This window comes from Vibrio ouci, from assembly GCF_004551525.1.
In the GTDB taxonomy this organism is placed as follows: domain Bacteria; phylum Pseudomonadota; class Gammaproteobacteria; order Enterobacterales; family Vibrionaceae; genus Vibrio; species Vibrio ouci.
The window spans coordinates 21,485-41,142 of sequence record NZ_SATR01000024.1; the positions used below are offsets into that span (position 1 = coordinate 21,485).

Below are 19,658 nucleotides of genomic sequence, written 5' to 3' on the forward strand. Positions count from 1 at the left end.
TTAATTCAACCTTTGCTCAATTACAAACGAGCAAAATCATTGAAAATTGCCACTGCCATAAGAGAGAAGATAATTGCACCGCCAACGCGGTAACCCATTTCCTGAATTTTTTCAGGTACAGGGCGTCTTATTACAGCCTCAATAGCAAAAAACAATAAATGTCCGCCATCTAACATAGGTAGCGGTACAAGGTTAATAATCCCTAAGTTCACACTGATTAATGCAAGGAAACCTAAAAAGTAGACTAAGCCATAATCGGCAGTCATACCGGCCCCTTTTGCGATCGAAATAGGTCCACTTAAGTTATTCAATCCAACATCACCAACAATCAGCTTTTTGAGCATACTGATTGTCAGACTGATTACCTGACCTGTTTTCTCAACCGCCTTACCGACTGAATCAATTACACCAAATTGTAAGTCGAAGCGATAATTTTCTGGCCATTCTGCGACTTCAGGAGCGATTCCAGCAAAACCAATCACTCGCTTGTCTGCAAGTTCACGGCTATCAGGAATCATAGTTAAACTAACGTTTTCTCCATTTCGCTCAATTTGAAACTCAATCGGTGTATTTGGATGTTGTTGAATCGCTTCAACAACTTGCTTCCATTCACTGATTTTTTGGCCATCAAGGGAAACAAGTAAATCGCCAACCTCAAGTCCAGCTTTTGCACCCGCGCCGTCTTCTGACACTGCAGTCAGACGAGGTGTAACAGCAGGCGTAAATGGAACAAAACCGAGCGCTGACATTGCAGACTCTTTCTCTGGGTCAAAGTTCCACTCAGTTAAATCAAAGTACTTAACTTGCTCTGCACCAATACCATCAGCAGGAGCAACGGTCATGGTTAACTGGCGATCGCCGATATGAGCGATAAGGCCCATATTAACCGATTCCCAATCCGCAGTTTTGACGCCGGAAACTGATTTTAGTTCCATTCCAGGTTCTAAACCTGCGTCAGCAGCAATCGAATAAGGGGTAACTTCACCAACGACAGGCTTAACAGCAGGAACGCCAATGAGAAAAACGAGCCAGTAAGCAAAGATTGCAAAGAAGAAGTTAAAAGCAGGCCCAGCAGCAACAATCGCCGTTCGCTTCCACAGAGGTTTGCGATCAAATGCGAACTCTTGTTCACCTTCTGCAAGGTCATCAACACGCCCATCGAGCATTTTGACATAACCGCCGAGTGGAATAACGGAAACACTGTACTCTGTGCCATCCTTACCCACTTTGCTCCAAATGGATTTACCAAAGCCAATTGAAAACTTTTCGACCTTGACACCGCAACGTCGCGCCACCCAAAAGTGGCCAAACTCGTGAACCGCTACCAGGATTCCTAGCGCAATTATAAAGGAAGCAAAGTTCCACAAAATACCTGTCATCGCTTAAGCCCACTTACGATAGTTACCGCTAATTCTCTTGCTATTCTATCGAGCTCTAAAATGCTTTCCAAGTCACTGCATTGCGACGAGCTGTAAGAACCAATGATATTGCTCGCGACTTGCTCATTCACCTTAGCGATATCGGTAAAGCGAAGCTGCTTATTTAAGAACGCATCGACGGCAATTTCGTTAGCCGCATTCAGCGCAGTTGTCGCATGCTGACCTGAGTAACACGCCTCAATTGCCAGCTTTAAGCATGGATAACGATTAAAGTCTGGTTCTAGGAAGGTAAGTTCTCCTACCTTGGTAAAATCAAGTGCAGGTACACCAGCAGTAATTCGCTCTGGATACGAAAGTGTCAGTGCAATAGGCGTAGCCATATCAGGCTCCCCCATCTGCGCCAACACGGAACCATCTTTGTACTGAACCATAGAGTGAATGACAGACTGTGGGTGAATCACCACCTTTAGCTGTTCACGCTGAGTATTGAACAGCCATTTAGCCTCAATATACTCAAGGCCTTTGTTCATCATGGTTGCGGAGTCTACGGAGATCTTCGGTCCCATCGACCAGTTAGGGTGAGCTATTGCTTGCTCTGGCGTCACATCATCAAGTGAACTGATATCGCTATAACGGAACGGACCACCTGATCCGGTTAGCAAGATATGAGAAATACCGTGGTTATCAAGTTGGTAATGGCCTAAGTTGGTTTGAATATCGCTAGGTAAACACTGGAAAATAGCATTATGTTCGCTATCAACAGGCAGCAATTCTGCTCCATGCTTGTTCACCGCATCGATAAACAGCTGGCCAGACATCACTAACGCCTCTTTGTTCGCCAAGAGCACGCGTTTACCCGCTTTGACGGCCGCCATTGTCGGTAACAAACCTGCAGCGCCAACGATCGCTGCCATAACGGTGTCGACTTCATCCATCGATGAGACTTCACACATCGCATCGACACCCGACAGCACTTGAGTGGCAATTTTAAGTTCAGAGAGTTGAAGCTTGAGTTGTTTAGCTGCGTTGTCATCAGCCATAACAGCAAACTTAGGCTGCCATTTCTGACACAGTTCTCGCATTTTCGCTACGTTTTGCCCTGCGGCTAACGCAACCACTGAAAACTTCTCAGGATTTTGTTCAAGAACTTTAAACGTGCTTGCTCCAATTGAGCCTGTCGCACCTAGAATCGTTAACTTACGCATAGCGAGAAACCAAAATATGGTAAGGGCAAGCCGAAGCTTGCCTTAAAATATGAAGTATAGGAAAGCAAAAACAGGAAATGCCGCTGTTAGGCTATCAATGCGGTCTAATACACCGCCATGACCAGGAATGATGTTACTGCTGTCCTTAATGCCAGAGACACGTTTAAACATGCTTTCAACTAAATCGCCCAGTACTGAAATCACCACAGTCACTAGCGTAATCGCTACCATAGCAAACGTACTATCGAACTGGAGATTAAACCATTGCGCGGTTCCCCAGCCGACCAAAATTGCGGTAATAATGCCGCCAACAAGGCCTTCAATCGTCTTATTCGGGCTTACATGGGGCGCCATTTTATGTTTGCCAAAACTCTTACCCGCAAAATAGGCGCCACTGTCCGCAGCCCAAACAATAAAGCAGACGTACAGAACTAATTTAGCGCCATGGTATGGGTCGACATCCACCCCTTCCGCACGAAGCAGTAATACACTCCAGAAGAATGGCAATAAAGTGAGTATGCCAAAGCTATGGCGTAAAATATTAGAGTTCTGCCAGAATGAGGAAGATTTCGGGTAAGTAATGGCTAAAGCGCTAGCCGCCAACCACCAAACAAAGCCCACCGCCAACATAGCGTAATGTGCATCGGAAATGAGATTCAGACTTAAACTGTCAAATGGAATAAAAATCAGGCTCGCAGCACTGACAGCCACCGTCGGAATCAATGCCATTGTACGTGACTTAGCATCAACGAATTGTGTCCACTCCCAATAACCAATTAGGGTAACAGCAGCAATAGCTGCCATAAACAGTGGTAGTGAAAGTTCAAATATCCCTAGAATCACCAAAGGAGCAAGGATAAGTGCGGTTATAATTCTTTGTTTCAAACTTGGATCCTTTATTCGCTGTCCATTAGCGCTTTGATTTGCTCACCTGTACAACCAAAACGACGTTCGCGGTTTACAAACCAAGTCACAGCTTCAATCAAGCTATTTTCGTCAAACTCTGGCCAATAAACGGGAGTAAAATACAGCTCCGCATAGGCCATCTGCCACAACATAAAGTTGCTAATACGGCATTCCCCACTGGTTCGAATCATCAAATCAACTTCAGGTAAATCTGCCATGGTAAGGTGCTCAGTCATCAGCTCTTCGCTGATATCTTCCGCCTTCAATTCACCATTGGCAACCTTAGCTGAAATTGCTTTTGTCGCCTGCATAATGTCCCACTTGCCGCCGTAGTTAGCCGCAATATTAATAACCATGCCGGTATTGGATTCCGTCAAAGCCTCAGCTTGAGCGATCTTCTTTTGCAAGCGTTCGTTAAAACGAGACGTATCGCCGATCACACGTAGACGTAAGTTATTCTTATGGAGTTTTTTCACTTCTGTTGAAAGAACTGTAATAAACAGCTCCATCAATACTCCGACTTCTTCTTCAGGACGACGCCAGTTTTCACTACTAAACGCAAATAGAGTGATAGCCTTGATGCCTAGTTTTGCTGAAGTTGAAATTGCTTTACGTACCGCAGCAACACCATTTTTATGACCAAATACACGAGGTTTACCTTGTGCCTTAGCCCAGCGGCCATTGCCATCCATAATGATTGCGATATGTTTTGGGAGTAAATCAGGAGAGAGTTGTGAGTTATGCATAAAACATTGATAGATAATCAGCAGGAGAGAGAGAGATTAGCATAAAAAAACGCTGTGCTGCGAGCACAGCGCTATTTATATAGAAAGTTTATGGAGAATTAGACTTCCATCAACTCTTTTTCTTTCGCTGCTAACACTTCGTCTACCTGCTTAACTGCAGCGTCTGTTAGCTTTTGAATCTCGTCTTGACCTTTACGATCTTCATCTTCAGAGATTTCTTTGTCTTTTAGTAGTGCTTTCAGTTCACCGTTAGCATCACGACGGATGTTACGGATAGCAACACGGCCACCTTCAGCTTCACCACGTACAATCTTAACTAGGTCTTTACGACGCTCTTCCGTTAGCGGTGGAAGTGGAACGCGAATGATAGTACCAGCAGACATTGGGTTTAGACCAAGGTCAGACATCATGATTGCTTTTTCAACTTTTTGCGTAAGCTCTTTGTCGAATACTGTGATTGCTAGTGTACGTGCATCTTCAGCTACCACGTTTGCTACTTGGTTTAGAGGCGTTGGAGCGCCGTAGTACTCAACAGAGATACCAGATAGTAGGCTTGGGTGCGCACGACCTGTACGAACTTTAGAAAGGTTGTTCTTTAGCGCTTCTACGCTTTTTTCCATGCGCTCTTGAGCGTCTTGTTTGATTTCGTTAATCACAATATCACCTTAATGTGTAATTCTTTCTCGAAGAAAGCCTATGCGGAGTCTTCAAAAGGCAATACCGTAGCATAAATCAATTTACGCTACGGTGATTGGAGTTACTCTGCGTCGCTGATTAGCGTGCCTTCTGCTTCACCCATTACCACGCGACGAAGTGCGCCTGGCTTATTCATATTGAATACGCGGATTGGCATTTTGTGGTCACGAGCCAATGTAAATGCTGCCAAATCCATCACTTTTAGCTCTTTTTCAAGAACTGCACTGAATGAAAGGCTATCATACAGCTCTGCGTCAGGGTTTGCTACCGGGTCAGCCGTAAATACGCCATCTACTTTTGTCGCTTTTAGAACTACGTCAGCTTCAATTTCAATACCGCGCAAACATGCAGCAGAATCTGTCGTAAAGAACGGGTTACCAGTACCTGCAGAGAAAATTACCACACGGCCTTGGCGAAGTTCACGGATAGCGTCAGCCCAGTTGTAATCGTCACACACACCTTTAAGAGGAATTGCTGACATTACGCGAGCGTTCACGTATGCACGATGAAGAGCATCACGCATTGCTAGGCCGTTCATTACTGTTGCTAGCATACCCATGTGGTCACCAACAACACGGTTCATACCAGCTTCCGCTAGGCCTGCACCGCGGAATAGGTTACCACCACCGATAACCACACCTACTTGAACACCAAGTTCAACCAACTCTTTTACTTCTTGTGCCATGCGATCAAGAACCGCAGGATCAATGCCGAAACCATCTTCGCCTTGAAGAGCTTCACCACTCAGTTTTAACAGAATACGTTGATACGCTGGTTTAGGGTTCGTAGTCATGGAGTTTACCTTCCAAAAGAGAGTTGTTGATTAACAGTCATGGATGAAGACTTTATGAGTCTGCATTCATCACAGTTAAACGATTACTCGTTAGTCGTAAAAAGACCGCAGCCTTGGCTACGGTCTAAATAGTATGCGAGTCTCTAAGGATTAACCTTTTTGAGCTGCAGCTACTTCTTCAGCGAAGCTCATTTCTTCAGCTTTCTCGATACCTTCACCTACTTCTAGGCGAACGAATGTAGCAACTGAAGCGCCTTTTTCTTTCAGCATTTCGCCTACAGATTTCTTAGGCTCCATGATGAACGCTTGACCAGTTAGAGAGATTTCGCCTGTGAATTTCTTCATGCGGCCAACAACCATCTTCTCTGCGATCTCAGCAGGCTTGCCTTCGTTCATAGCGATTTCAACTTGAACTTCTTTCTCTTTAGCAACTACGTCAGCTGGTACGTCTTCTGGGTTAACGTACTCTGGCTTAGAAGCAGCAACGTGCATTGCAACGTGCTTAAGAGTTTCAGCGTCGCCTTCACCAGCAACAACTACACCGATCTTCTCGCCGTGACGGTAAGAAGCTAGAGCAGCGCCTTCAACGTATTGAACGCGACGGATGTTGATGTTCTCACCGATTTTAGCTACTAGAGCAACGCGAGTTTCTTCGAACTTAGCTTGTAGTTCTTCAACAGAAGCTTTAGAAGCTAGAGCTTCAGCTGCAACTTCGCCAGCGAATGCTGTGAAGTTACCATCTTTAGCAACAAAGTCAGTTTGGCAGTTAACTTCAAGAAGAACAGCAACGCCGTTTTCTTCTTTAATGATGATTGCGCCTTCAGCAGCTACGTTACCTGCTTTTTTAGCAGCTTTTGCAGCGCCTGATTTACGCATGTTTTCGATTGCTAGTTCGATGTCAGCGTTTGCTTCAACAAGCGCTTTCTTACATTCCATCATACCTGCGCCAGTACGTTCGCGCAGTTCTTTAACTAGAGCAGCAGTAACAGCCATTCTAAATTCCTCAGTTGATTCTGGATTTGGTAAAAAACAGGGGCCTACATTTTCGGCCCCTGCTGATAACTATAACTCAGTTTATGCTACAACTAAGTTGCACATAGACCAAGTGTGACTAGGAGCCGCTATTATTCAGCTTCTACGAAACCGTCTTTTTCAGCAGCTACAGCTACGTCTTTGTTACGGCCTTCAGTTACTGAAGTTGCAACAGCGTTTAGGTATAGCTGTACCGCACGGATCGCATCGTCGTTACCTGGGATGATGTAGTCAACGCCGTCTGGGTTAGAGTTAGTATCTACTACAGCGTATACTGGAATACCTAGGTTGTTAGCTTCTTTAATCGCAATGTGTTCGTGATCAGCATCGATTACGAATAGAGCGTCTGGTAGGCCGCCCATATCTTTGATACCACCAAGAGACTTCTCTAGCTTCTCCATTTCACGAGTACGCATTAGAGCTTCTTTCTTAGTTAGCTTATCAAAAGTACCGTCTTGAGCTTGAGCTTCAAGTTCTTTTAGACGCTTGATTGACTGACGAACAGTTTTGTAGTTTGTAAGCATACCGCCTAACCAGCGGTTGTTTACGTAGTACTGGTTGCTTGCGATTGCAGCTTCTTTAACAGCTTCAGATGCAGCGCGCTTAGTACCAACAAATAGAACTTTACCTTTCTTCTCGCCAACTTTAGCTAGTTCAGCTAGAGCTTCGTTGAACATTGGTACAGTTTTTTCTAGGTTGATGATATGAACCTTGTTACGAGCACCAAAGATGAATGGCTTCATTTTTGGGTTCCAGTAACGAGTCTGGTGACCGAAGTGAACACCAGCTTTTAGCATATCGCGCATTGATACAGTTGCCATTTTAAAATCCTCTATGGGGTTAGGCCTCCACATCCCCCATAACTCCGACTAGGCTTCTGCCCAGCACCCCGGAATATGTGACGGAATGTGTGTGATTTAAAGATATAAGTTAGTTGGAAGTAATCAGTTTCGCCAGTTAACAGATTTAACCAGAGAGAACGGACCACATTTCCGGCGCGCTTTATACCATATTTTGATGTCTTTTGGCTAGTAAAAAAACATATTGCAGTGATTTCACTCTCGGCTTCTCTCGTATCAAAAGTGAAGAATAATTCTCATTATGTAGTGTTCCTGTTAGAATGCGCCCAATCGCACCAACGAGTGCAACTGAATAAAGTAGAGAAATCCGATGTCAATCAAGATTAAAACAGCTGAAGAAATCGAACGTATGCGACTAGCGGGCGCGTTGGCCGCTGAAATCCTAGAGATGATCGAACCTCACATCAAAGAGGGCGTAACAACGGATGAACTAAACCAAATCTGTCACGATTACGGCATCGAAAAAGGCGCTTATTCGGCTCCTCTTGATTACCACGGTTTCCCGAAATCAATCTGTACCTCAATCAACCACATCGTTTGTCACGGTATCCCGGCATCTCAAGATGAAGTTGGTAGCAATGGTCAACTTAAACCAGCGGTACTGAAAGATGGTGACATCATTAACGTCGATATCACTGTGATCATTCCAAACGAAGAAGGTGCAGACCTAAGTGTTCGCCCAGAAGGTTATCACGGTGATACTTCTAAGATGTTCTTCGTTGGTGATGTATCCCCTGCTGATAAGCGCCTATGTATGGTCACTCAAGAAGCGCTTTACGTAGGTATGCGTAAAGTGAAGCCAGGTGCAACGGTTGGTGATATTGGTACCGCTATCGAGAAGTACATCAAAGAGAACAACAAAAAGAACCCTCGTAACAAGTTCTCTATTGTGAAAGACTTCTGTGGTCACGGTATCGGCAACGAATTCCACGAAGAACCGCAGATTGTTCACTATAAAAACAATGATCGCCGCGTACTAAAAGAAGGTATGTGCTTTACCATTGAGCCAATGATTAACGCTGGTAAGTTCGGTGTGACTGTTGATGCAGAAGATGACTGGACAGTTTACACAGGCGATGCGAAGAAATCGGCACAGTACGAGCATACTATTTTGGTGACTAAGACTGGCTGTGAAGTAATGACACTACGCAGCGACGACACCATCCCACGAATGATGAATAACGCTTAATCACAACGCTTTGAAAATATCCCCGCTCCGTCGGGGATATTTTTTTATCTGCTCCATTTTGATAGATTGGTATCTAATGGACCTTCTGCACGGATTTGCTGTATGCCCTTTCAATCTCCACTGACGTTTGACAATGACCAACTTTCTGTCGCTGATCTTAAAAATCAGTTAGAAAAATTTGCTCTTTATCAGAAGCAAGAATTTCTCAATCACCACCCAGTGACCGACTTGGTTCTCGGGCGGGCTGAATATATCGATCTGCTCCTCAATCGTTTGTGGATTCACTTTGGCTTTTCAGCTTTACCAAACATCAGCTTAGTAGCAGTCGGTGGCTATGGCCGCGGTGAACTTCACCCGTTGTCAGACATTGATATCTTAGTCGTCTCAAGAAAGGCGCTACCTGAATCACTGGCAGGTAAAGTCAGTGAGTTCATTACCCTACTGTGGGATTTACGCTTAGAAGTCGGCCATGCAGTTCGCTCGGTTGAAGAGTGTGCGGAAATCGGCCGCGATGACTTAACCGTTGCCACCAACCTACAGGAAGCCAGACTCTTATGTGGTTGTGAAGATACTTTCCATCAACTGCGCATGGTCATCCATTCCGAATCTTTCTGGCCAAGTGAGGTATTCTACAAGGCCAAAGTCCAAGAGCAGCGTAACCGTCATGCTCGCTTTCATGACACCACCTACAACTTAGAACCCGATATTAAGTCGACCCCTGGGGGGCTGAGGGATATCCACACGTTAAGTTGGGTCGCACGCCGCCATTTTGGAGCCACGTCTCTGCTCGAAATGAGCCGCTACGGATTTTTGACTGATGCAGAATATCGAGAATTGGTCGAATGTCAGGACTTTTTGTGGCGAGTTCGCTTTTCCCTGCACATTGAACTGAAACGCTACGACAATCGCCTTACTTTTGCTCATCAAGCCCAAGTCGCGGAAAACCTTGGCTATAGTGGTGAAGGCAATCGTGGCGTTGAAATGATGATGAAAGAGTTCTACCGCACACTACGCCGTGTGGCAGAGCTGAATAAAATGTTACTCAAGCTGTTTGATCAGGCGATTCTCAACAATGGCATTGAAGCCGAGCCGCAAATACTGAGTGATGATTTCCAGCGCCGTGGTCACTTAATCGAGGCACGTAAGCCTGCGTTGTTCCAAGCAAGGCCCGAGACGATTTTGGATATGTTTTTGCACATCGCCAATGACTCAACGATTGAAGGTGTGGCTCCCCCTACTCTGCGTCAACTTAGAACTGCGCGCAGAAGGCTAAATAAGTTCCTACATACCATCCCTGAAGCGCGTGAAAAATTCATGGATCTCTGCCGTCACCCTAATGCCCTGCATAAAGCGTTTAGCCTGATGCACAAATTAGGCGTTCTCGCAGCCTACCTGCCTCAATGGAGTCAGATTGTTGGCCAAATGCAGTTCGACCTGTTTCATGTCTATACGGTTGATGAGCACAGTGTACGATTGCTGAAACATATCAACACCTTTAGCTACGCTAAAAACCATGATAAACACCCTATATGTTGCGAAGTTTATCCGCGCATCCAGAAAAAAGAGCTGCTAATTATTGCTGCGATTTTCCATGATATTGGTAAAGGTCGCGGCGGTGACCACTCGGTGATCGGCGAAGGGGAAGCTTATACCTTCTGTATCGAGCATGGTTTATCAAAACCAGAAGCTAAGCTGGTTTCGTGGCTGGTCCGCAATCACCTGTTGATGTCAGTGACAGCTCAGCGCCGCGATATATACGATCCAGAAGTGATCACTGAATTCGCTAAACAGGTGCGCGATGAAGAGTACCTAGAGTATTTGGTTTGTCTAACGGTCGCTGATATCTGCGCAACGAACCCTGAGCTTTGGAACAGTTGGAAACGTACTTTACTCGCTGAGTTGTTCTATTCGACTCAACGAGCACTGCGCCGCGGGTTAGAGAATCCGGTCGATGTTCGCGAGCGCATTCGCCACAATCAACAACTTGCCTCAGCACTCCTACGTAAAGAGGGCTTCAGCGCACGTGAAATAGAGGTACTGTGGCAACGCTTTAAAGCGGATTACTTCCTACGCCATAGTCATAAGCAGATCGCATGGCACTGCATGCACTTGCTGCGTCATGAAGATCACTCTCAGCCTCTGATCCTGATTTCGAAGAAGGCTACTAGAGGCGGTACTGAAGTGTTTGTCTATAGCAAAGACCAACATGCCCTATTTGCTTCTGTGGTCGCAGAGTTAGATAGACGCAACTTCAACGTCCATGATGCACAGGTCATGACCAGTAAAGATGGCTATGTACTTGATACCTTTATGGTGCTCGACCAAAACGGAGAAGCCATCGAAGAGTCACGCCATAAAGCCGTGACCAAACACCTTGCTCATGTTTTGGCTGATGGGCGTCCAACAAAGATTAAGCGACGCCGTACTCCGCGTAACTTGCAGCACTTTAAGGTAAAAACCACCGTCGACTTTTTGCCGACAAAGAGTAAGAAGCGCACTCTTCTAGAGTTTGTTGCTCTAGATACACCAGGACTACTGGCAACAGTAGGGGCAACCTTTGCTGACCAAGGTATCCACCTTCATGCAGCGAAGATCACCACCATTGGTGAACGAGCAGAAGATTTGTTTATCATCACCAGTCCAGCTGGGGGTAAGCTAACCGAAGAAGAGCAAGTGGAATTACGCGAGAGATTGCGAGAAAACATCGCAGAATTAGCCCCTTAAGCGATCTCAGCCACAAGTTGTTAACTTGGTTAAAAAAGCACTATCTACCACGATCATAGGCTGCTACATTATTAATTGAATTATTCATTTTCTGTATGACACAGGAATAAACACTTCAACACAATAGAGGTAGCCTATGTATCCACACCTCACAGGTTTAGGTATTCAAGATCCTAAACAAATTGAGCGCTATTCCCTTCGCCAAGAAGCGCACAAGGATGTGTTAAAAATTTATTTTCGTAAGCAAAAAGGTGAGTTGTTTGCGAAAAGCGTTAAGTTCAAATACCCACGCCAAGTGAAGAATGTCTTGGTTGATAGTGGTAGTCACAAGTACCGTGAAGTCACTGAAATCAATCGAAACCTTACTCTGGTTATCGATGAGCTGAATAAGTTAACTAAGCCAGAAAAAGTCGAAGAAGTCGATGTGAAACAGAAAATACTCTCTGATTTACGTCACTTAGAAAAAGTGGTTTCGAGTAAGATCGCAGAGATCGAAGCGGATCTAGAGAAGCTGAAGTAGCAAGTTTTAATAGACTCAGGGGTTGGTACTTAGTTACCAGCCCCTTTTTTTTGCGCGTCATCCCCGAGAGTAAGGGCCGAGCGAGTTGGGGATCTCTTAAACCCAACCGAAAATGATGGGAGATTCCCTACTCCTTCCTTCGTCAGTCTATGGAATGACGAGGTGTTATCTTAAACTAGCCAGCCTGCGTATTTACCGACAAAGTACAGCGCGACACCCGCCATAACACCGGCAACAATGTCATCGACCATAATGCCTAAGCCGCCATGAACACGCTTATCTAGCCAGCCAATCGGCCATGGCTTCACCATATCGAAGAAACGGAACAAGACAAAGCCTGTCACTAGCCATTTCCAGTCCGTTGCCGATAAGTTAAACAGCGGCACCACCAGCATGGTAATCCAAAAGCCTGCAAACTCATCCCATACAATCGAACCATGATCATGCACACCCATATCATCAGATGTCACCTGACAGATCTTAATACCAATCACGCACGAGATGAGCACCGCGACGATATAAAGCGGCAGTGGTAATTGAACCAGCAGTAAATAGAAAGGGACAGCGGCAAGTGTGCCCATGGTACCCGGTACGATAGGTGATAAACCGCTACCAAAGCCAGTCGCTAGCAAGTGCCATGGGTTTTTCAAAGAGATAAGTGCAAGAGGATTTGTCATAACTATCGTATTCTATTTAAAGTGATCATAACCGCTGAGAGACCAGTCAATCGCTTGGCCACTACAATGCAGCTCAAAGGTCCCTTGCGGGCGAATTTGACCAATACAGGTGACCTTAGCACCACAATGGGCCAAAGCACTGTCAATCGAGCCTTTGTTTTGCTCAGGAACAGTGAAGCAAAGCTCATACTCTTCGCCGCTAGAGAGCGCATATTGCTGAGCCGCCGCAGGAGTCTCTACAAATTGGAGTAACTCATTAGAAACAGGAAGAGTGGCAACGTCAATGCTCACACCGACATTTGAGCGTTTCAAAATGTGTTTTATATCTGAAATGACACCATCAGAGATATCAATCGCTGAGCTGGCTAAGTTCAGCAGTGCTTGTCCAGCTAATACTCTTGGCGTTGAGAGGTAATGTCTTTTCTCAAGCTCTTCTGCACACGGCTTAGTACGCAGTTCAGGGTTAAGAATAACGTCTAACCCGGCTTTACTGTCGCCGAGGTTTCCCGTCACATAGACCCAATCCCCTACTTTTGCGCCATCTCGGCGTAGTGCTTTATCTGGGTCAACTAAGCCTTGCACTGTTAAAGTGAGGCTTAATGGCCCTTTGGTCGTATCTCCACCGATTAACTGGATATCGAAGTAATCAGCTAACTCGAAGAAGGCATCACAGAATGGCGCTAACCATGCTTCATCAGGGCTTGGCATCGTCAATGCAAAAGAAACCCAAGCTGGTGTCGCTCCCATAGCCGCAAGATCGCTGATGTTTGAGGCAAGGGCCTTATGTGCCACCCAAGCAGGGTTAGCATCAGCAAGAAAGTGAGTACCAGCCACTAAGGTGTCAGTGCTAATCGCGACCGACAAGCCCTCTGGTGCTTTTACTAACGCACAATCATCACCCGCAGCAAGAAGCACATCTTTGCGCTGCTTCTGACGACCAACAAAATATTTTTCGATTAAGTTAAATTCACCGGACATACGAAATCTATGAGTGATTAAAAGTAACAAGCATAAAAAAGGTCAGCGTTTGCTGACCTTTTAGTAATCTTAATTGATTATTTCTTACGTACGTGTGGCGCGGCTTTATCAAGCACACCATTGACGAACTTATGGCTTTCTTCTGCAGCGAACACTTTTGCAAGTTCAATCGCTTCGTTGATTACCACTTTGTAAGGGACATCTTCACGACGAGTCATTTCATACATAGCAAGACGAAGCAGTGCTAGCTCCATCATATCCAAATCTTGCATTGGACGCGCTGTGTATGGACGAATCTTACTATCTAGCTCTGTGTGACTTAGCACAACACCTGTTAGTAGGTCACGGAAGTATGCAACGTCTGTGTCTGGAGTAGAAAGTGCCGGCTCAGAAGCATGATGTTCTTCTTCATCATACTTACCACCTGACAAAAATTGCTCCTCGATAGTAGCAACATTTTCTTTAGTAATTTGCCAAGAGTAGATCGCTTGTAGAGCGAATCGACGTGCATTACGACGTGCGGCTGGTTTCACACTGGCCCCCATTAGGAATCGATTTCTGAAAGAACGTTAATCATCTCAAGTGCGCTTAGTGCAGCCTCTGCACCTTTATTACCAGCCTTGGTTCCTGCGCGCTCAATTGCTTGGTCAATTGTATCAACGGTAAGTACGCCGAATGCAACTGGAAGAGAGTATTCCAGAGACACTTGCGCAAGACCTTTGTTACATTCACTACAAACATAGTCAAAGTGTGGTGTACCACCACGGATTACCGTACCTAGTGATACGATTGCATCAAATTTGCCTGTTTTAGCAACACGCTGAGCAACAAGTGGAAGTTCAACTGCACCAGGGCAACGAACTACAGTGATGTTGTCTTCGCTTACTTGGCCGTGACGCTTTAAAGTATCGATTGCACCAGACAATAGACTTTCGTTAATAAAACTGTTGAAACGAGAAATAACGATAGCAATTTTTGCGTTTGGCGCTGGGAAGCCACCCTCGATCACTTTCATAAGCCTTCCTTTAACTATGTTCATCAAGTGAGAATCGCCGGATTCTAGCACAAATCTGTGAGCAATATCTAATAGAAATTTAACAGAAGTGACACTACAGAGGTAAACCCTCTATCCAGCTTTTAAGAGCGCCTTGATGTTAACCAAGGCGCTTTAACCAAGAGTTCGTGTTTAATCACACACATACTCAACAACGTTCAATCCAAAGCCACCTAGAGCATGGTATTTCTTGCTTGCCGACGAAAGCAAACGCATATCGTGCACACCAAGATCGGCTAGAATCTGCGAACCAACACCTACGCGGCGTGAGGTACCTTGTTTTTTAGCAAGCGTTGGTGCTTGGCCTTTATCTTGCGCTTCAAACATTTTCACGCGGTGGATCAGTAAATCGGTTGACTCTTCATTACCTAAGATAACCAGAACACCACCTTCGCTACCAATGCGCTTCATCGCTGCATCCAGTGTCCAGCTACGCTCTGCATTACGATCACTGTGCAGTAGATCGGTAAAGGTATCTTGTAGGTGAACACGTACTAGTGGCGCTTCAGCCTTTAGATCGCCTTTGCACAATGCATAATGGATTTGGTTATCGATAACATCGCGATAGGTCACCAAATCGAAATCACCAAATTCAGTTGGCAGCTTACATTCTGCAACACGTTCAATGGTCGTTTCAGTGTTATTGCGGTATTCGATAAGGTCAGCGATCGTACCTAGCTTCAAGCCATGTTTTTCAGCAAAGATCTCTAGGTCTGGACGACGTGCCATAGTGCCGTCGTCATTTAGAATCTCAACGATAACGCCTGAAGGTTCATGACCCGCTAAACGCGCTAAATCACAGCCCGCTTCCGTATGACCAGCACGAGTTAGAACGCCACCTTCTTGCGCTGCAAGAGGGAAGATATGACCTGGCTGAACTAGATCTGCTGCTTTTGCCTCTTTCGCGACTGCTGCTTGCACTGTACGCGCACGGTCAGCGGCAGAAATACCCGTAGTGACACCTTCAGCAGCTTCGATAGAAACCGTAAAGTTGGTAGTGTACTGGGCATTGTTGTCTTGAACCATTGGCGGTAAACCTAGACGTTCACAACGCTCTTTAGTCATTGTCAGACAGATTAAGCCACGACCATGAGTCGCCATAAAGTTGATCGCTTCTGGTGTGATCATCTCAGCCGACATAATCAGATCGCCTTCATTTTCACGATCTTCATCATCCATCAGGATGACCATTTTACCTAGGCGAATATCTTCAATAATTTCTTGAGGCGTACTAATTGGCATTTTGGTATTCCTATCTTAAGGCATCTAGCGAGTAAGGCGTCGCCGCTAATGTTTGTATAATTCTTGGTTTATGCAAAACCGTTCTGCTGCAAAAAGTCCATCGTAATACGTGATTCAGGCTGCTGTTCACGTTGACTGGTCAATAAACGTTCCATATAACGCGCTAGTACATCAACTTCTAGGTTCACTTTACGGCCAACGTGGAAATCTGCGATGGTCGTTTCTTCACCGGTATGAGGAACGATAGTCAGTTTAAACGCGTTCTTACGCAAGTCGTTCACTGTTAGGCTAATACCATCAACCGTAATCGAGCCTTTTTCGGCAACGTATTTGGCAATCTCTTCTGGCATTGAAACCCAAAACTCGATAGCACGGCCAACCATGTTGCGCTCTACGATTTCACCAACACCGTCGACGTGACCAGAAACAATATGACCACCAAAACGCGTAGTCGGTAGCATTGCTTTCTCTAGGTTAACCTTGTCACCCGCTTGGTAATCAGTAAAGCCGGTTTTTTGCAGCGTTTCGATGGATAAATCCGCTGTATAGCTGGTTGAGCTGAAGTCCACTACCGTTAAGCAAACTCCGTTGGTCGCAATGCTGTCACCCAGTTTAACGTCGGACATATCCAGTTTGCCGACTTCCACTGTGACACTAATATCTTCGCCTTTGGGCGTGATTGCAGTTAGGGTACCCACTGCTTCAACAATACCTGTAAACATAATTACGACTCTTTATTCTTTAAGGTGGCAGTAATTCGAATATCCTGACCGACCTGTCTTACATCTTTGACATTGAGTTCGATGGTCTCTGCCATTGACTCTATACCTAACGCACCGAGTAACCCTCTACCATCACTGCCCATGATCTTCGGAGCTAGGTAGAGGATAAGCTCATCAACGAGATTCGCTTTAATAAGGCTGCTCGCAAGCGTCGCGCCAGCCTCCACCCATAGGTGATTAATATGGTGCTGTTTTGCTAATGTAGAAAATGTCGCTGCAAGATCGATCAATTGCTCATCATTGAGTATAGGTTCGAGATCTTGACCTTCTGCGACAATAATTCGCTCGCCCTCGGTATTCATTAGCTTGAGATCTGAGGTCAGCTGACGATTTCTATCTAAAATCACTCTAACTGGTTGACGAAGCTCTTGCTGTGAGTACGCCTCTTGTAGCGATAGAGGAAGATCATCCCAGCGCACGTTCAATGAAGCATTATCTTCAATCACTGTTTTGCTGGTTGATAAGATCGCACCACTTTTGGCGCGATATTTTTGCACGTCTTGTCTTGCTTGTGGTGAGGTAATCCATTGGCTTTGACCATTAGCTAACGCTGTTTGGCCATCGATGCTTGCTGCCATTTTTAGCTGAACAAAAGGCATCCCAGTTTTCATCTGTTTAATGAAAGCTGGATTGAGCGATTCTGCTTGTTGCTCAAGTAAACCTACTTCAACCTTGATGCCTGCATCACGCAACATTTGAATGCCACGCCCAGCGACTTTGGGATTAGGGTCTTCCATAGCACAAATGACTTTCGTCACTTTGGCTTTAATTAAGCCCTCTGCACAAGGAGGTGTGCGTCCATAGTGGGAACAAGGCTCTAATGTGACATAAGCAGTGGCACCAAGCGCCCTTTCACCAGCCATACGCAATGCATGGACTTCAGCGTGTGGTTCGCCAGCGCGATAATGAAAGCCTTCACCGACAATGTCATCGCCTTGAACAATCACACAACCGACATTAGGGTTAGGTGCCGTGGTATAGATGCCGCCTTTTGCCAACTCAATGGCACGCGACATCATAGTAAAATCTTGGGGGGTAAATAGTGGCATCGATAACAACCGTTAGTCTTCTAAACGAGCGATCTCTTCGCCAAACTCGCGAATATCTTCAAAGCTACGATAGACAGAGGCAAATCGAATATAGGCGACTTTATCGAGCTCTTTAAGCTGATCCATCACTAAATTACCAATCATTTCACTTGGAACTTCTCGCTCACCAGTAGCTCGGAGTTGAGACTTAATCAGGCTGATCGACACATCCACTGCATCGGCGCTAACCGGACGCTTTTCTAATGCGCGCTGAAGACCACCGACCATTTTGTCTTCGTTGAATGGTTCGCGGTTGCCGTTAGATTTAATCACTCTTGGCATCACCAGCTCAGCAGTTTCAAAAGTAGTAAAACGCTCGCTACATGCAAGACATTGACGACGACGTCGCACTTGATGGCCATCAGCAACCAGACGAGAATCAATTACTTTAGTATCGTTCTCAGAACAAAAAGGACAATGCATATCACCTCCATATAAGTGAAAGCTAGTGTAGCGGATTTGCTTAAGACAAGAAAACAAAAGGGGCTAGATAGCCCCTTTTTCAATCAATGTTTAACAAGATTTGTTAACTGCGCGGCAAGTAGTTTGCCTTACCAACCCATTTGTAGCTGGTCAGCTCTTCCAAGCCCATAGGACCACGAGCATGCAGCTTCTGAGTAGATACCGCAACTTCAGCGCCAAGACCAAACTGCGCGCCATCAGTGAAGCGCGTTGAAGCATTGACATAAACCGCCGCAGAACCAACAGAGTTAATAAACACTTCTGAGTTTTCTAGGCTGTTCGTCATAATCGCATCGGAGTGACTCGCGTTATGAACACGCATGTGATCAACCGCTTCATGCACGTCAGCAACTACTTTAACGCCAAGCGTGTAGCTCAGCCATTCAGTATCGAAATCACCTTCACCCGCATCACGTAGCTCTTGGGCATTGCTTAGCAGAGCTTTCGCTTTTGGCTCCGCAACCAGCGCAACCTTATCCGCTAAACGTTCTGCTAGCATAGGTAAGAACTCTGCTGCTACTTTCTCGTGAACCAATAGCGTATCTAATGAGTTACATGCCGATGGACGTTGTACTTTTGAGTTTTCAACCACATCCAATGATTTTGCTAGATTAGCACTTTCATCAACGAAGATATGGCTAATACCAAACCCACCGATAATCACAGGGATAGTGCTGTTTTCTTTACACATTTTGTGCAAGCCAGCACCACCGCGTGGAATGATCATATCCACGTAGTCATCAAGCTTAAGCAGTTGCGAGACAAGCTCACGATCAGGCTTTTCAATGTACTGGACTGATGCAGCAGGCAGACCCGCTTTCGCCAGCGCAGACTGAATCACTTTAACCAGTTCCATATTAGAGAAGAATGTCTCTTTACCACCACGTAGGATGCTTGCGTTACCTGTCTTTAGACACAGAGCAGCGATATCGATCGTTACGTTAGGGCGAGCTTCATAAATCACACCAACCACACCAAGCGGTACACGACGACGTGATAGCGACATACCATTTTCTAGTACTTTACTGTCTAGTTCGCTACCGACAGGATCGTTTAAGCTAATCACGTTACGTACATCGTTAGCAATCCCAGTTAAACGCTCTGGGTTCAGCAATAAGCGATCTAACAGCGCCTCTGTTAGGCCAGCTTCGCGGCCTTGTTCGATATCTTTCGCATTCGCCGCTAAGATAGCGTCAGCATTTGCTTCAAGTTCATCAGCAATAATTGCCAATGCCTGGTTTTTTTGCGCTGTTGATGCTGTTGCCAGTTGGAAAGCCGCCTCTTTGGCAGCAATACCCATAGAAATCAGTTCCACTTTTCTTTCC

20 protein-coding genes are annotated in these 19,658 nt (G+C 45.5%); 3 read left to right on the forward strand and 17 right to left on the reverse strand.

The annotated features are described in order from the left end of the window. Positions 1–20: 20 nt before the first annotated feature. The 8 genes from rseP to rpsB form a co-directional block, all read right to left on the reverse strand. Entirely contained in the window at positions 21–1,379 is a 1,359-nt protein-coding gene (gene rseP / locus ELS82_RS15530; protein ID WP_134836285.1) for a sigma E protease regulator RseP, read from the reverse strand. Further along, the gene (gene ispC, locus ELS82_RS15535; RefSeq protein WP_134836286.1) at positions 1,376–2,584 is read right to left on the reverse strand and encodes a 1-deoxy-D-xylulose-5-phosphate reductoisomerase; all 1,209 of its coding nucleotides are present in this window, start codon (positions 2,582–2,584) and stop codon (positions 1,376–1,378) included. Before ispC ends, rseP begins: the two co-directional genes overlap by 4 nt. Positions 2,585–2,626: 42 nt before the next feature. Beyond that, positions 2,627–3,469, reverse strand: coding sequence for a phosphatidate cytidylyltransferase (locus ELS82_RS15540; RefSeq protein WP_134836287.1), 843 nt, complete (start codon positions 3,467–3,469; stop codon positions 2,627–2,629). Positions 3,470–3,480: 11 nt separating this feature from the next. Beyond that, entirely contained in the window at positions 3,481–4,236 is a 756-nt protein-coding gene (gene uppS / locus ELS82_RS15545) for an undecaprenyl pyrophosphate synthase (RefSeq protein WP_134836288.1), read from the reverse strand. Positions 4,237–4,334: 98 nt separating this feature from the next. Next, a complete protein-coding gene (frr, locus tag ELS82_RS15550; protein ID WP_004415258.1) occupies positions 4,335–4,892 on the reverse strand; it encodes a ribosome recycling factor in 558 nt (185 codons plus the stop codon). Between the two features lie 101 nt (positions 4,893–4,993). Further along, a complete protein-coding gene (gene pyrH / locus ELS82_RS15555) occupies positions 4,994–5,725 on the reverse strand; it encodes a UMP kinase (RefSeq protein ID WP_134836289.1) in 732 nt (243 codons plus the stop codon). Positions 5,726–5,875: 150 nt separating this feature from the next. Beyond that, positions 5,876–6,718, reverse strand: a complete 843-nt coding sequence (gene tsf, locus ELS82_RS15560; protein ID WP_134836290.1) for a translation elongation factor Ts — start codon at positions 6,716–6,718, stop codon at positions 5,876–5,878. A gap of 131 nt (positions 6,719–6,849) precedes the next feature. Next, the gene (gene rpsB / locus ELS82_RS15565) at positions 6,850–7,578 is read right to left on the reverse strand and encodes a 30S ribosomal protein S2 (RefSeq protein WP_134836291.1); all 729 of its coding nucleotides are present in this window, start codon (positions 7,576–7,578) and stop codon (positions 6,850–6,852) included. Between the two features lie 349 nt (positions 7,579–7,927). On the opposite strand from rpsB, the gene map reads away from it, so the two are divergent. From map to ELS82_RS15580, 3 genes are all read left to right on the forward strand, one after another. Then, positions 7,928–8,806 carry a type I methionyl aminopeptidase gene (gene map, locus ELS82_RS15570; protein ID WP_134836292.1) on the forward strand — a complete coding sequence of 293 codons (879 nt, stop codon included), beginning with the start codon at positions 7,928–7,930 and terminating at the stop codon, positions 8,804–8,806. A gap of 102 nt (positions 8,807–8,908) precedes the next feature. Next, positions 8,909–11,530 (forward strand): bifunctional uridylyltransferase/uridylyl-removing protein GlnD, encoded by a 2,622-nt coding sequence (gene glnD, locus ELS82_RS15575; protein WP_134836293.1) that lies wholly within the window; start codon positions 8,909–8,911, stop codon positions 11,528–11,530. 136 nt (positions 11,531–11,666) lie between these two features. Next, positions 11,667–12,050, forward strand: coding sequence for a DUF3461 family protein (locus ELS82_RS15580; protein ID WP_134836294.1), 384 nt, complete (start codon positions 11,667–11,669; stop codon positions 12,048–12,050). 170 nt (positions 12,051–12,220) lie between these two features. On the opposite strand, the gene pgpA is transcribed toward ELS82_RS15580, so the two are convergent. The 9 genes from pgpA to ELS82_RS15625 all read right to left on the reverse strand — a co-directional run bounded on the left by pgpA (position 12,221) and on the right by ELS82_RS15625 (position 19,648). Continuing rightward, entirely contained in the window at positions 12,221–12,727 is a 507-nt protein-coding gene (gene pgpA, locus ELS82_RS15585) for a phosphatidylglycerophosphatase A (RefSeq protein WP_134836295.1), read from the reverse strand. Between the two features lie 12 nt (positions 12,728–12,739). Continuing rightward, a complete protein-coding gene (gene thiL / locus ELS82_RS15590) occupies positions 12,740–13,705 on the reverse strand; it encodes a thiamine-phosphate kinase (RefSeq protein ID WP_134836296.1) in 966 nt (321 codons plus the stop codon). Between the two features lie 77 nt (positions 13,706–13,782). Further along, entirely contained in the window at positions 13,783–14,250 is a 468-nt protein-coding gene (gene nusB / locus ELS82_RS15595; protein ID WP_005473507.1) for a transcription antitermination factor NusB, read from the reverse strand. Then, entirely contained in the window at positions 14,250–14,720 is a 471-nt protein-coding gene (gene ribH / locus ELS82_RS15600; RefSeq protein WP_004415274.1) for a 6,7-dimethyl-8-ribityllumazine synthase, read from the reverse strand. The genes nusB and ribH overlap by 1 nt, the downstream gene beginning before the upstream one ends. 171 nt (positions 14,721–14,891) lie before the next feature. Beyond that, a complete protein-coding gene (gene ribBA, locus ELS82_RS15605) occupies positions 14,892–16,001 on the reverse strand; it encodes a bifunctional 3,4-dihydroxy-2-butanone-4-phosphate synthase/GTP cyclohydrolase II (protein ID WP_134836297.1) in 1,110 nt (369 codons plus the stop codon). A 68-nt stretch (positions 16,002–16,069) separates the two neighbouring features. Beyond that, the gene (locus tag ELS82_RS15610) at positions 16,070–16,723 is read right to left on the reverse strand and encodes a riboflavin synthase (protein WP_053440069.1); all 654 of its coding nucleotides are present in this window, start codon (positions 16,721–16,723) and stop codon (positions 16,070–16,072) included. 2 nt (positions 16,724–16,725) lie between these two features. Further along, entirely contained in the window at positions 16,726–17,832 is a 1,107-nt protein-coding gene (gene ribD, locus ELS82_RS15615) for a bifunctional diaminohydroxyphosphoribosylaminopyrimidine deaminase/5-amino-6-(5-phosphoribosylamino)uracil reductase RibD (protein WP_134836298.1), read from the reverse strand. A gap of 12 nt (positions 17,833–17,844) precedes the next feature. After that, the gene (gene nrdR, locus ELS82_RS15620; RefSeq protein WP_038139576.1) at positions 17,845–18,294 is read right to left on the reverse strand and encodes a transcriptional regulator NrdR; all 450 of its coding nucleotides are present in this window, start codon (positions 18,292–18,294) and stop codon (positions 17,845–17,847) included. Positions 18,295–18,397: 103 nt separating this feature from the next. After that, positions 18,398–19,648 carry a glutamate-5-semialdehyde dehydrogenase gene (locus tag ELS82_RS15625; protein ID WP_134836299.1) on the reverse strand — a complete coding sequence of 417 codons (1,251 nt, stop codon included), beginning with the start codon at positions 19,646–19,648 and terminating at the stop codon, positions 18,398–18,400. Between the last annotated feature and the right edge of the window lie 10 nt (positions 19,649–19,658).

Coding starts and splice junctions, on each gene's coding strand:
- rseP (WP_134836285.1), bottom strand. CDS start 1,379: ATGACAGGTATTTTGTGGAACTTTGCTTCCTTTATAATTGCGCTAGGA.
- ispC (WP_134836286.1), bottom strand. CDS start 2,584: ATGCGTAAGTTAACGATTCTAGGTGCGACAGGCTCAATTGGAGCAAGC.
- uppS (WP_134836288.1), bottom strand. CDS start 4,236: ATGCATAACTCACAACTCTCTCCTGATTTACTCCCAAAACATATCGCA.
- pyrH (WP_134836289.1), bottom strand. CDS start 5,725: ATGACTACGAACCCTAAACCAGCGTATCAACGTATTCTGTTAAAACTG.
- tsf (WP_134836290.1), bottom strand. CDS start 6,718: ATGGCTGTTACTGCTGCTCTAGTTAAAGAACTGCGCGAACGTACTGGC.
- rpsB (WP_134836291.1), bottom strand. CDS start 7,578: ATGGCAACTGTATCAATGCGCGATATGCTAAAAGCTGGTGTTCACTTC.
- map (WP_134836292.1), top strand. CDS start 7,928: ATGTCAATCAAGATTAAAACAGCTGAAGAAATCGAACGTATGCGACTA.
- glnD (WP_134836293.1), top strand. CDS start 8,909: ATGCCCTTTCAATCTCCACTGACGTTTGACAATGACCAACTTTCTGTC.
- ELS82_RS15580 (WP_134836294.1), top strand. CDS start 11,667: ATGTATCCACACCTCACAGGTTTAGGTATTCAAGATCCTAAACAAATT.
- pgpA (WP_134836295.1), bottom strand. CDS start 12,727: ATGACAAATCCTCTTGCACTTATCTCTTTGAAAAACCCATGGCACTTG.
- thiL (WP_134836296.1), bottom strand. CDS start 13,705: ATGTCCGGTGAATTTAACTTAATCGAAAAATATTTTGTTGGTCGTCAG.
- nusB (WP_005473507.1), bottom strand. CDS start 14,250: ATGGGGGCCAGTGTGAAACCAGCCGCACGTCGTAATGCACGTCGATTC.
- ribH (WP_004415274.1), bottom strand. CDS start 14,720: ATGAAAGTGATCGAGGGTGGCTTCCCAGCGCCAAACGCAAAAATTGCT.
- ribBA (WP_134836297.1), bottom strand. CDS start 16,001: ATGCCAATTAGTACGCCTCAAGAAATTATTGAAGATATTCGCCTAGGT.
- ELS82_RS15610 (WP_053440069.1), bottom strand. CDS start 16,723: ATGTTTACAGGTATTGTTGAAGCAGTGGGTACCCTAACTGCAATCACG.
- ribD (WP_134836298.1), bottom strand. CDS start 17,832: ATGCCACTATTTACCCCCCAAGATTTTACTATGATGTCGCGTGCCATT.
- nrdR (WP_038139576.1), bottom strand. CDS start 18,294: ATGCATTGTCCTTTTTGTTCTGAGAACGATACTAAAGTAATTGATTCT.